11 protein-coding genes and 2 pseudogenes are annotated in these 12,267 nt (G+C 40.4%); all 13 read left to right on the forward strand.

Features of this window, described 5'->3' with window-relative positions; all coding sequences use genetic code 11:
- Positions 1 to 257: 257 nt before the first annotated feature.
- The 13 genes and pseudogenes from CDZ78_RS21660 to CDZ78_RS03455 all read left to right on the forward strand — a co-directional run bounded on the left by CDZ78_RS21660 (position 258) and on the right by CDZ78_RS03455 (position 12,218).
- Positions 258 to 401 (forward strand): hypothetical protein, encoded by a 144-nt coding sequence (locus tag CDZ78_RS21660; protein ID WP_167374157.1) that lies wholly within the window; start codon positions 258 to 260, stop codon positions 399 to 401.
- Between the two features lie 25 nt (positions 402 to 426).
- Positions 427 to 585: a hypothetical protein gene (locus CDZ78_RS21665; protein WP_167374158.1), complete on the forward strand. Its 159-nt coding sequence runs from the start codon at positions 427 to 429 to the stop codon at positions 583 to 585.
- Entirely contained in the window at positions 582 to 1,289 is a 708-nt protein-coding gene (locus CDZ78_RS03400; RefSeq protein ID WP_087868708.1) for a hypothetical protein, read from the forward strand. The genes CDZ78_RS21665 and CDZ78_RS03400 overlap by 4 nt, the downstream gene beginning before the upstream one ends.
- 167 nt (positions 1,290 to 1,456) lie before the next feature.
- Positions 1,457 to 2,116 (forward strand): annotated as a pseudogene (locus CDZ78_RS03410) (terminase small subunit).
- Positions 2,117 to 2,553: 437 nt separating this feature from the next.
- Complete coding sequence (rimP, locus tag CDZ78_RS03415; protein ID WP_087868711.1) at positions 2,554 to 3,015, forward strand: ribosome maturation factor RimP; 462 nt, start codon at positions 2,554 to 2,556, stop codon at positions 3,013 to 3,015.
- A 10-nt stretch (positions 3,016 to 3,025) separates the two neighbouring features.
- The gene (gene nusA, locus CDZ78_RS03420; protein WP_087868712.1) at positions 3,026 to 4,543 is read left to right on the forward strand and encodes a transcription termination factor NusA; all 1,518 of its coding nucleotides are present in this window, start codon (positions 3,026 to 3,028) and stop codon (positions 4,541 to 4,543) included.
- Positions 4,544 to 4,545: 2 nt separating this feature from the next.
- Complete coding sequence (infB, locus tag CDZ78_RS03425) at positions 4,546 to 7,149, forward strand: translation initiation factor IF-2 (protein WP_087868713.1); 2,604 nt, start codon at positions 4,546 to 4,548, stop codon at positions 7,147 to 7,149.
- Positions 7,149 to 7,526, forward strand: a complete 378-nt coding sequence (gene rbfA, locus CDZ78_RS03430) for a 30S ribosome-binding factor RbfA (RefSeq protein ID WP_087868714.1) — start codon at positions 7,149 to 7,151, stop codon at positions 7,524 to 7,526. Before infB ends, rbfA begins: the two co-directional genes overlap by 1 nt.
- Before the next feature lie 3 nt (positions 7,527 to 7,529).
- Positions 7,530 to 8,438, forward strand: coding sequence for a tRNA pseudouridine(55) synthase TruB (truB, locus tag CDZ78_RS03435; RefSeq protein ID WP_087868715.1), 909 nt, complete (start codon positions 7,530 to 7,532; stop codon positions 8,436 to 8,438).
- Between the two features lie 84 nt (positions 8,439 to 8,522).
- Positions 8,523 to 8,792 carry a 30S ribosomal protein S15 gene (gene rpsO / locus CDZ78_RS03440; RefSeq protein ID WP_087868716.1) on the forward strand — a complete coding sequence of 90 codons (270 nt, stop codon included), beginning with the start codon at positions 8,523 to 8,525 and terminating at the stop codon, positions 8,790 to 8,792.
- Positions 8,793 to 8,899: 107 nt separating this feature from the next.
- A complete protein-coding gene (pnp, locus tag CDZ78_RS03445) occupies positions 8,900 to 10,984 on the forward strand; it encodes a polyribonucleotide nucleotidyltransferase (RefSeq protein WP_087868717.1) in 2,085 nt (694 codons plus the stop codon).
- A gap of 260 nt (positions 10,985 to 11,244) precedes the next feature.
- Complete coding sequence (locus CDZ78_RS03450; protein ID WP_087868718.1) at positions 11,245 to 11,844, forward strand: TetR/AcrR family transcriptional regulator; 600 nt, start codon at positions 11,245 to 11,247, stop codon at positions 11,842 to 11,844.
- A gap of 102 nt (positions 11,845 to 11,946) precedes the next feature.
- A pseudogene (locus CDZ78_RS03455) lies at positions 11,947 to 12,218 on the forward strand (DUF4242 domain-containing protein).
- The last annotated feature ends 49 nt before the right edge of the window (positions 12,219 to 12,267 follow it).

Below are 12,267 nucleotides of genomic sequence, written 5' to 3' on the forward strand. Positions count from 1 at the left end.
GCGGATAGTTTTTGGGTCACACTCTAATAAAGCTGAAATATAGTTAACGCCACCATGAGATAATTTCTCACTTTCAATGGCGGCATACCGTCGCTTATTTTTTTCACAAAGTGAGTCATAAAATTTCTTCATCGACTTTTCGATATTTTTTTTATAAGGAAATGACATAAGACAACCACTGAGTAATAAATTAAGATAACCTTAATTTAGGGGAGATATTTCATTATTCAAGCTTGGCTGCTTCAGGAAGTTATTTCGTGCACATTCCTAAGGAAGCGGTAGAGCTTGCCAAAGAAGTAAGTACACCAGAATCAATTATTGCTGAACTGGAATGTCACTTGCACACGCTATCTAATGATTTTGGATTGATTACAGCTAAAGAGTTATTGACGGTTACATGATAACAAATAATAATGAGGTGATACTATGATGACTGTACGATTAAGCGATGATACAACGGGAACTGTAATTTATTGTAAGGTAGGCGAAACGGTAACTATCGACACAGTTAATGAGAATGGCATACCAACACAAATAACGGGGGTTGTTGCTGAGATACTAGAGGACTACGAGCCACACCAATGAGAAAGACTAATGCAGAGCGTCAAAGAGAATTCAGAGCAAAGGCTAAAGGCAAATTCAAAAAGCTTGAGGTATTGTTACCCTGCAATGAATTCGACTTATTACATGGTAATGCTAAGCAATCAGAATTAACCAAAGCAAACTATGTTGTTAGTTTATTACATGGTAACGGCTTAAAGAATAGTGCAAAGAATGTTGATGATAAGTTACCTGATAACGGCAAGGAATTACCTAGGCTTCAAGGTGCGGTTGATGAACTGGAACTAGAACTAGCAGCGGTCAAAAAACAATTAAAGGCCGGCTCTGATGATCGTGAAGCCAGGCAGGCACTTCAAAAGGAACGTGATGCACTGTTAGCACAGGTTAAAGAGCTTGAACGAGTGGCGGGCATAACCGATGCAATACTGGATGACAAGAATACGGAAATCGCTAGATTAAAGGGTAAGCCAGCCAATGAAAAACCTGAGTTATTATCAAATGAGCATTCAAATGCCCTTTTAGACATAGACTCAAGTAAACAGGGTTATGATGGCAATCAAAAAGACTTTAAGGACGCGATAACAAGTATCGTAGGCAATGACAATAATGTTATCACTGCTTCACGTAAAAGGGCTTATGCAGCACTTGGCATTGTACCCACTGGAAGCGGGCGGCTCTCTTCTGATGCTGAGCGTTTAGCGATTTATGAATGGTTGAGAGATAACTAAGCAACAGCAACGGGCTATACGCGCCAAGTAACCAAGCAGGGAAAGGCAACACTAAACAGTCCCCAATTGGGGACAATAAATAACTTAGGGCCAATTGGCCCTTCAACTACCAGTAAAAACCTGGTATTCAGGAAAATAAAAAGTTGGTAAATGTTGGTATTCAGGCAATGAAAAAATTAACCAAAAGAGATTCACGTTTTATAGACGAATATTTAATTGACCTGGATGTTGAGAGGGCAGCTATTGAAGCAGGCTACAGCCCGACAACAGCGGCATCAAAGGCTTATTAATGGGTAAGTAATGGTAAGGTAAAGCCGCTTGTATTTAATGAAATAAAAAGGCGAATGTTAGAACGCGAAAAGCGGACGGGCATAACACAAGATCGGATTCTTTCAGAGATCGCTAAAATGGCTTTCTTTAACATTCAAGATATTTATGACGAATATGGGGAGCTTATACCCGTGCATGAATTACCTAGGGATGTAGCAGCGGCCATTCAAGAAATTAATCAAGATTCTATAGCAGGCAATGAAGAGCAGGTTATCAAGCGCAAATATAAACTATCTGATAAAAAAACTAACCTGGAATTACTATGCAGGCATTTAGGATTGTTTACCGAAAAGATTATCAATGTAAACGCTGGCGAGCTAAGCAAGGAACAGCGTGACGCTATGAGCAACGAATTATTACAACGTGAAAGTGGCGGCTTAAATAAAGAAATTTTCGACCTTGTAATGAATAATGGAGAGGAGATGAAACAGCTAAACGACAACCCAGGAAACAGCGTTCAGCAAGATATTTATAAGAGGCTTTTTGGGTCACACTAAAATAAAATAATTACCACGGCATTTTTAAGGCGGTCTAAGTGATCGCTTTTTTTTGCCTGGATGTTTTGGCAATACACAAAGCATAATAGATGCCAATTTATAAGCTAGCCTTTTTACCTTGCGACCTTCGGGTGAAGTACACGCTTTTGTGCACACTTGAAAAAAAACATCAATAACTTAGAATTACTTTAAACTACTTGCAACAACTTAAGGCTTTCTGTATACTCCTGTTTATCGGTTGTTTAACGAAGTTTAGAGTAGTCTGGATAGCACTCATAACCCGAAGGTCGTAGGTTCAAATCCTGCCCCCGCTACCAGATTTTTAAAGACCCCTTTTTGGGGTTTTTCTGTTTCTAGGTGCTAGAAAACAGTGATATAAGTTGTTTATGGAAGGGGCTTTAGCCTCTTTTTTTATGTGTGCAAGAAAGTGAGACGAAATGAAGCAGGCTCCTGAAGTAAATGAACTTAATTATCTTGGGCAACAGCTTCCCGACCCAATACTTACCGTGGGTATTGAGTATAATTCTCACCCGAAACATGGTTTTTTGCGTATTTTTATTGATGCAGAGCAAGGTGTCGGAATGGAAGACTGTACTAAAGTCAGTCATCAAGTGAGTGGGGTTCTGGATGTAGAAGACCCTATTGCTGGAGAATATAATCTGGAAGTTTCGTCGCCTGGCATGGATAGACCGTTATTTAAGTTAAAGCAATTTGAGCAATTTATTGGCCATACCGCACAGGTTAATTTATTTAAGCCTGTAGGCGGTAGGCGTAAGATAACAGGGGTGATCGAAAAGGTTGAAGATAACAGTGTGTATCTCCAGCAGGATGGTCAGGTTTATAAAGTTCCATTTCAAGCGATGGCTAAAGCAAAGCTTGAACCAGACTATTCAATTTAAGGAGGTCTAGATGGCAGATAAAGATGTTTTATTGGTTGTAGATGTATTTTCCAACGAAAAAGATATAGAGAAAGAAGTTATATTTCAGGCAATAGAGTCTGCGCTGGAAAGTGCAACAGTATCACGTTATGAATTTCCTATTAAAGCGCGTGTTTCCATAGATCGGATTACGGGTGAAAATACGACTTATAGACGCTGGCAGGTAGTGGAGGAAACTGATGAGTTTCCTGGGGGAATTGAATTCCCGACGACACAAATTTCACTGCAAGCTGCTCAAGTGGATGATCCAGAGATTGAAGTGGATGATTTTGTCGAAGATGAAATAGAGGCGGCTGAATTTGGACGTATTTCAGCGCAGGCAGCCAAGCAGGTTATTATTCATAAAGTGCGTGAAGCTGAGCGCAAGAAAGTGGCGGATGCCTATATAGATAAAGTAGGCGAATTAGTTACGGGTGTGATTAAGCGTATAGAGAAAGGCAGTGTCTATATGGATTTAGGCGGTAATGCTGATGCTTTTATTCCCCGTGAACACATGATTCCGAGAGAAACGGTGAGAGTAGGTGATCGTATTCGCGGTTATTTAAAAGAAGTTCGTACGGAAGTGCGTGGTCCTCAGCTATATGTTAGCCGTACTGCCCCGGAATTATTATTAGCACTGTTTCGTCTGGAAGTGCCTGAAGTTGGTGAGGGTTTGATTAATGTATTAGGTGCAGCTCGTGACCCAGGTTCAAGAGCTAAAGTGGCGGTGCGTAGTAATGACCTGCGGATTGATCCTGTTGGCGCTTGTGTAGGAATGCGAGGGTCAAGGGTGCAGACAATTTCCAATGAATTAAATGGTGAACGTATTGATGTCATCTTATGGAATGAGATTGAAGCGCAGTTTGTAATTAACTCAATGGCGCCGGCTGAAATAGAATCTATTGTTGTTGATGAAGATAAGCATACTATGGATGTTGCAGTATCTTCAGATAGTCTATCCCAGGCAATAGGACGTGGTGGACAGAATGTACGCCTGGCAACTGAATTAACAGGTTGGGAATTAAATGTCAGGGATGTCGTTGAGGTCAATAAAGACTCAGAGGAAGTGCTGCACAAGCTAGTTGAGGAATTTAAACAGCAGTTAAATGTTGATCAGGATATTGCAACTGTGCTGGCGGAAGTGGGTTTTAATTCTGTTGAAGAAATTGCTTACGTTCCTAGCAGTGAAATGCTGGAAATTGATGGGTTTGATGCCGAGTTAGTGGAAACGCTAAGATCACGAGCGAAAGATTTTCTGCTAATTAATGCTATTGCCTCTGAAGAAAAAATTGAAACTGCAGAGCCAGCTGAAGATTTATTGACTATGGAAGGTATGGTGGAAGAGTTAGCATTTGAACTGGCAAGCAAGGGCATTATAACGATGGATGATTTAGCTGAGCAAGCGGTAGATGATTTGCTTGACTTAACAGGTATGGACGAAGAGATGGCCGCTAAATTGATTATGAAAGCGCGCGAACCTTGGTTTGCTAATGATAATGGCGAGGGTTAAAAATGAGTGATAAAACAGTAAAAGAATTAGCTGGCATAGTTGGCATACCTTTGGAGCGTTTATTAGAGCAAATGAAGGAGGCGGGTATTTCTGCTCATACTGCTGATGATAAGATTAATGAAGATGAGAAAATGACCCTGTTAGGTCATTTACGTAAGCGTCACGGCAAGGATGAAGAGGCTGGAGCGAGCGCGGCCAAGAAAGTTACCTTAAAACGCCGGACAGTTACATCTCTGAAGCAAGGAACGACTCCGGGACAGGACACTAAAACGATTAATATTCAGGTGAATAAGAAAAAAACCTATATTAAGCGTGAAGAGGCTATGTCGGATGAGGAGCGTGAAGAATTAGAGCGTGTCAAAAAAGACCTGGAAGAACGAGCTAAAAAACAGGAAGTTGAAGAGCAGTTGCATAGAGATAAGGCGGCAAGAGAAAAATCTGAATTAGAAGCGAAGCAAGCTGCTGTTAAAAAACTGGAAGACGAGGCGCGGGCAGAGCGTGCAAAGAAAGAAAAAGAAACTGAAGCAGAGCGTCAGGTTGTAGAAAAGGCTAAAAGACTAGAAGCTTCAGTTGAGCGAAATGCTGAAAAAGTAAGGAAGCAGGCGGCAGCTAAAAAAGCAGCGGCTGCAAAGAAGGCAGCAGGAGGCGCTAGAAAACCAGCCGGAGCTGGAGCTGGTAATAGACCAGCTAATAAGCCGGCAACGGTGCATAGACGTGCAGATAAACCCGCCGGTGGTGCTAAGCCTTCGTATGGTAAAAAAGGGCGCAAAAAAGGTGGACGTAAATATGAGCAGCAATTTGTTGATCCTAATGCCAAGCATACTTTCGAAATGCCTACTGAAACTGCATCGAAAGAGATCAGTATTCCAGAAAATATTGTTGTTGCTGAATTAGCTCTGAAGATGAGTGTTAAAGCGGCAGAAGTGATAAAGCATTTAATGAAGCTTGGTATCATGTCGACGATTAACCAGAGTATTGATCAGGAAACAGCGGTTATTCTCGTTGAAGAAATGGGCCATACTCCAGTCATGACCAGTGAAGAGGATCATGAAACGGATATGCTAGCAGAGCATACTGAAACAGATGATCGCCAGGAATTTCCTAGAGCACCAATCGTTACAATTATGGGGCATGTTGATCATGGGAAAACATCTTTATTAGATTATATTCGTGAAACGCGAGTTGCATCAGGTGAGGCGGGTGGAATTACCCAGCATATCGGAGCCTACCAGGTCAAAACAGATCATGGCGCGGTAACTTTTCTGGATACTCCAGGACATGCTGCATTTACAGCAATGCGTGCGCGTGGAGCAGATGTGACTGATGTCGTTATTGTCGTTGTTGCTGCTGATGATGGTGTTATGCCACAGACGAAGGAAGCGGTAGAGCATGCTCGTGCTGCTGGCGTGCCGATGATTATTGCAATCAACAAAATAGATAAGCCTGAAGCTAACCCTGATAAAGTCATGCAGGAATTATCAGCCATTGAGGTTGTTCCAGAAGAGTGGGGCGGCGATGTGCAATTTCTTAAAGTATCCGCTAAATCAGGAGAGGGTGTTGATGCTTTAATTGAATCGCTGATTTTACAAGCTGAAATATTAGAGTTAAAAGCGCCTAATGAAGGAACAGCATCTGGTTTGGTTATTGAATCCAGATTAGATAAAGGGCGAGGTGCTGTAGCCACTGTTATGGTACAGAAAGGAACGTTAGAGCAAGGACAAATTGTACTCTGTGGACATGAGTATGGCCGTGTTAGAGCAATGTTTAATGAGGATGGTGACAAATTAAAGGTAGCTGGGCCTTCCGCGCCAGTAGAGATTCTTGGTTTGTCAGGAACGCCGAATGCGGGTGATGATTTTGTTGTTGTGACTAGTGAACGAGCGGCAAGAGATCTGGCAGAGCATAGAGAAGATAAGACAAAATTAAGGCATAATGCAGCTCAGAAAGCATCTAAACTAGAAGAAGTTTTCTCTCAAATGGCGGCTGGTGAAACTTCAATCCTGAATGTCATTATTAAAACTGATGTTCAAGGTAGTCTGGAGGCTTTACGTGAATCTCTGGTTAAGCTATCAACTGATGAAGTCTCTGTAAAAGTTGTTTATGGTGGTGTTGGTGGTATTAATGAAGGGGATGCCAATTTGGCATTGGCTTCAGGTGCTGTTTTGATGGGCTTTAATGTTCGTGCAGATGCCACAGCAAGAAAATTAATTGCTGAAAAAGAAATTGATTTGCATTATTACAGTGTTATTTATGATGCGATTGATGATGTGAAGAAATCGCTTAGTGGTATGTTGTCGCCTGAAATCAAAGAGAAAATTGTAGGTTTAGCAGAAGTAAGAGATGTCTTCCGCTCACCAAAATTTGGTTCGATTGCTGGTTGTATGGTTATTGATGGATTTGTTAAGCGTAATTTACCCATTCGTGTATTGCGCGATAACGTGGTGATTTATGAAGGACAACTAGAATCATTACGCCGCTTTAAAGATGATGCTAATGAAGTCAAAATGGGCATGGAATGTGGTATCGGTGTTAAAAACTACAACGATGTTAAAGTAGGTGACCAGATTGAAGTCTTTGAGCGTTTTGAAGTGCAGCGTGAACTATAATGGCTAGAGAGTTTAAGCGCAGTTCGCGGGTCTCCTCGCAAATGCAAAAAGAATTAGCTATTATTTTGCAGCAAGGTATTAAAGATCCGCGCATAGGTTTTATTACTGTCAATGAAGTTGAGCTAAGTAAAGATTTAGCGACGGCAAAAGTTTATATTACTGCCTTAGGTGCTGATGCAGAAGGGCAAAAAAATAATATAGCCTGGCTTAATGATGCGGCTCCTTATATACGTTCGGAAATGGGCAAACGGATGCGCCTTAGGAACGTGCCTTATATAAAATTTTATTATGATAATTCCTTTGAGAAAGGGATGCGCGTTTCAGAGTTATTAGCTGAACCGATGCGCTCAACTGATGAACCAGAAGGTGATGACTAAAGTATGGCGAGACGCAAAAAAGGTCGTGATATTCATGGTATTCTTCTGCTAGATAAGCGGCAGGGCATTAGTTCAAATAAAGCATTGCAAGAAGTAAAGCGTCTTTATGATGCTAATAAAGCAGGACATACGGGAAGTCTGGATCCTTTAGCAACAGGATTGTTACCCGTGTGTTTAGGAGAGGCCACCAAGGTTTCAGCTTTTATGCTGGCGGATGATAAACGCTATCAAACGGTGATTCAGCTAGGTGTCATGACTGATACCGGAGATGTGGATGGAACGGTTCTAGAAGTCAAAGAGGTTCCGGAAATTAGTGAGCAACAACTTGCCTCCTGTCTAACATCGTTTGTTGGGCAAATAGAACAAATTCCGCCGATGTATTCCGCATTAAAGCACAATGGAAAAAAACTCTACGAATTAGCGCGAGAAGGAATTACTGTTGAACGTAAAGCCAGGAAAATCACAATTTATGGTATTGAATGCCTAAGTTTTGTTGATGGCTTGCTGACTGTGGATGTGCAGTGTTCAAAAGGCACTTACATTCGGACTTTGGCCGAAGATATTGGTCATGCTCTTAACTGTGGTGGGACAGTAAAAGAATTGCGGCGTACCGCTGCTGGAATGTTTAAATTAGAAAATGCTCTGACTATCGAGCAATTAAAATCAATAGAGTCAGATGATGCTTTGCAGGCATTATTAATAGCCGTTGATAAGCCATTACAGGCAATTCCTGCAATAAATATTTCTCAGCTTGATGCGGATTTAGTTTTGCAAGGCCAGCAAATATCAGTGCCTGACGAGAAAATTGAGCAGGGCTTGCGACGTCTATATCATGAACAAAAATTTTTAGGCTTGGGTGAAATGTTATTGAATGCTAAAATACAGCCCAGAAAATTATTTAAGCTTAATTAATTATTTTCGTGTTTCTACACCCTATCGTGGAAACATTTTAACTAGAGCTAAGGCTCTAATAACACTATAATCATAGGGATTAAAATGCCATTTACAGCAGAACAAAAAAAAGCAGTTGTTGAAGAATACCGTTTATCTGAAACAGATACCGGTTCATCAGAAGTTCAAGTTGCTTTATTAACCGCTCATATCAATCATTTAGCACCACATTTTGCGGCGCATAAAAAAGATAATCATTCTCGTCGTGGACTATTAAGAATGGTTAATCAACGTCGTAAATTGTTAGATTACTTGAAAAGAACAGATGGTGAGCGCTATAAATCTTTAATTGCACGTTTAGGTTTACGTAAGTAGAACCTAAATAAAAAAAGCGGTACTTTGTACCGCTTTTTTATTGCCTTGTTCTTGGGTTGTAACGCTACAAATCCAATTTCTAACACGAAGGAAAAACAATAGTGAATCTGAAACCGATCAGAAAAGAATTTCAATATGGCCAACAATTAGTCAGTATTGAAACAGGTGAAATTGCCCGTCAAACTAGCGGCGCAGTAATGATTGATGTCGAAGGTACATCGCTTTTAGTATCAGTTGTCGGTAAAAAAGAACCTAGTAAAGGTGACTTTTTTCCGTTAACAGTAAACTATCAAGAAAAAGCGTATGCGGCTGGAAAAATCCCGGGTGGTTTTTTTAAACGAGAAGGTCGTCCAACGGAAACAGAAACGTTAACCTGTCGCCTTATTGATAGACCCATTCGTCCTTTATTTCCAGATGGCTATACTAACGAAGTTCAAATCATCATCACTGTTGTTTCATTAAACCCTGAAGTAGATCCAGAAATTCCAGCACTATTGGGTGCATCAGCTGCTTTAGCAGTATCAGGATTACCTTTTAATGGTCCTATCGGTGCGGCACGTGTAGGTTATATAGAGGGTGAGTATGTTTTAAATCCTAATAAAGAGACTCTAACAGGTTCACTACTGGATTTAGTCGTTGCAGGTACAAGCCATGCAGTACTAATGGTGGAATCTGAAGCGGATAATTTAACTGAAGAAGTAATGTTAGGTTCGGTTTTATTTGGCCATGAGCAAATGCAAGTAGCAATCAATGCTATTAAAGGATTTGCAGCTGAAGTAGATGCGCCTGCATATAACTGGGTTGCACCTGTTGCTGATACCGATTTAGAAGCTTTAGTTAATACAGAAGTTGAAGCAGCTATTGCGACAGCCTATCAAATTGCAGAAAAGCTTGAGCGTCAGGATGCACTAAGCGATATTAGAGCTGCTATTGTTGAGAAGTTAACTGCAGACGAGCAATATGAAGAATCTGCAATTCGCGATATTATCGAAGAAATCGAAAAAAGAGTCGTACGTACGGCTATTTTAAGCGATAAAAAACGTATTGATGGTCGTGATTTAGATGTCGTTAGACCTATTGCTGTTCGCACCAGTGTGCTATCACGCACTCATGGATCTGCGTTATTTACGCGTGGTGAAACACAGGCTTTGGTTGTTGCAACACTTGGAACAGAGCGTGATGCACAGATTATTGATGCACTTGCGGGCGAGTACAAAGAGCCGTTTATGTTGCATTACAACTTTCCTCCATACAGTGTTGGGGAAACAGGCTTTGTTGGCTCACCAAAAAGACGTGAAATTGGCCATGGTCGTTTAGCGAAGCGTGGTGTTGCAGCTGTGATGCCTGATATGGCTGAATTTCCTTATACCATTCGTGTGGTATCTGAAATTACCGAATCTAATGGTTCTAGCTCTATGGCCTCTGTTTGTGGTACGAGTCTGGCGCTTATGGATGCGGGTGTACCTCTTAAAGCGCCGGTTGCGGGTATCGCAATGGGTTTGATTAAAGAAGGCGATGAATTTGCCGTATTGTCTGATATCGTCGGTGATGAAGATCATTTAGGTGATATGGATTTCAAAGTAGCAGGTTCTGAAAAGGGAATCACTGCTTTACAGATGGATATCAAAATTGATGGTATTACTTCTGAAATTATGAGTGCAGCTTTAGAACAAGCTAAAGCCGGTCGTTTACATATTTTAGGTGAAATGAATAAAGTATTATCTACAACTCGTGACGAGATGTCAGATTATGCGCCGAGAATCATTAGCTTTAAAATTGACCCTAGCAAAATTCGTGAAGTCATCGGTAAAGGTGGGGCTACCATTCGTGGTATTACTGAGCAAACTGGAGCGAATATTGATTTAACTGATGATGGCGTTGTTAATGTATCTTCGGTTGATAAGGCCGCTGGAGAAGCAGCGAAGAAAATTATCGAAGAAATTACTGCTGAAGTTGAAGTTGGTAAAATCTATGAAGGTAAAGTTGTCCGTCTAATTGATTTTGGTGCTTTTGTTACCATTCTTCCTGGTAAAGATGGTCTGGTACATATTTCACAAATCACTAATGAGCATGTTGATAAAGTAAGTGACAAGCTATCTGAAGGTGATATTGTTAAAGTTAAGGTACTGGAAATTGACCGTCAGGGTCGCGTAAGATTAAGTATGAAAGAAGTCGAGAAACAAGAAAGCTAACACTTTTTTGTTTATTTGCTATAAGAAAGGGTCGTAAGACCCTTTTTTTATGGTTTTTTAAAAGTCATAAAAATAAACATAGAAAAATCAGTTGCTCACGGTTTCTAGAGCTAGCCCTTGATTCCATAGCACTTTAAAACAATGCCCGCTTAACCTATGGGTGAAGCTAAGATTTTTTAAAGCACTATAAATTCACGTTCAACTTAAATTCTTAGGATAAAAACTTGAAATATAAGACGACCGGTCGCATAATAGCTCCCATGACAATAATTGCCAGAAAACAGATTAAACGTGAGAAACTATTGGACCAGGGCGTGCAAATGCTGATGGAGCAAGGCTATCACGGTACTGGTTTGAAAGATATTTTGAATACTGTGGGCATTCCTAAAGGTTCTTTTTATAATTATTTTTCCAGTAAGGAAGAGTTTGCGGCGGAAGCTATAAGCCATTATATTGAGCCTTTTATAATACGTTTAAAGGGGCATTTGCAAAATCCTGAGCTGGATGGATTAACGGCATTAAAGCAATATTATGCAGAATTAATTAACGAAGTTAAGCAGACAGGATATAAAGGCGGCTGTTTGCTGGGTAATTTGATGGGTGGGCTAGGGGATACTAGTGACATTTGTAGACATTCATTAAAGACAGCGTTGGAACGTTATAAAAAATTACAACTAACAGCATTATTACGAGCACAACAGGAAGGAACCGTTCGTGTCGATCTTAATGCAGACACAATGGCTGATTTGTTAATTGATAATTGGCAAGGCGCTTTGTTAAGGATGAAAATTGAGCAATCAGTAAAACCTTTACAACAATTTGTAGCGACCTTATTGGAAGATTATTTTGTAAATAAATAATTTTATCCATAAATTACTAGACTATTAATAAGATTATTTTTACTGAGCTGCGATATACTTGATCGCTTTATTTTAAGACGACTGGTCATCTAGGAGACTAATATGCCTAAATATATAATTGAACGAGACATTCCAGGTGCAGGGGAATTAAGCGGGAATGAACTGCACAAATTTCGCAAAAATCTTGCGCTGTTTTGCATAATATGGGCCCATAAATACAGTGGCTGGAAAGTTTTGTTACTGCAGACAAAATTTATTGTATCTATATAGCCCCAGATGAAACAGCAGTGAGAACACATGCTGAACAAGGAGGTTTTCCAGCAAATTCTATTGCTGAAATAACAACGATCATAGACCCAACAACAGGAGAATAATTTAACTGAAGTTTCCCAATTATTGAGTAGCTGAAATACACAATGCTGG

It is taken from the genome of Bathymodiolus platifrons methanotrophic gill symbiont, from assembly GCF_002189065.1.
In the GTDB taxonomy this organism is placed as follows: domain Bacteria; phylum Pseudomonadota; class Gammaproteobacteria; order Methylococcales; family Methylomonadaceae; genus Methyloprofundus.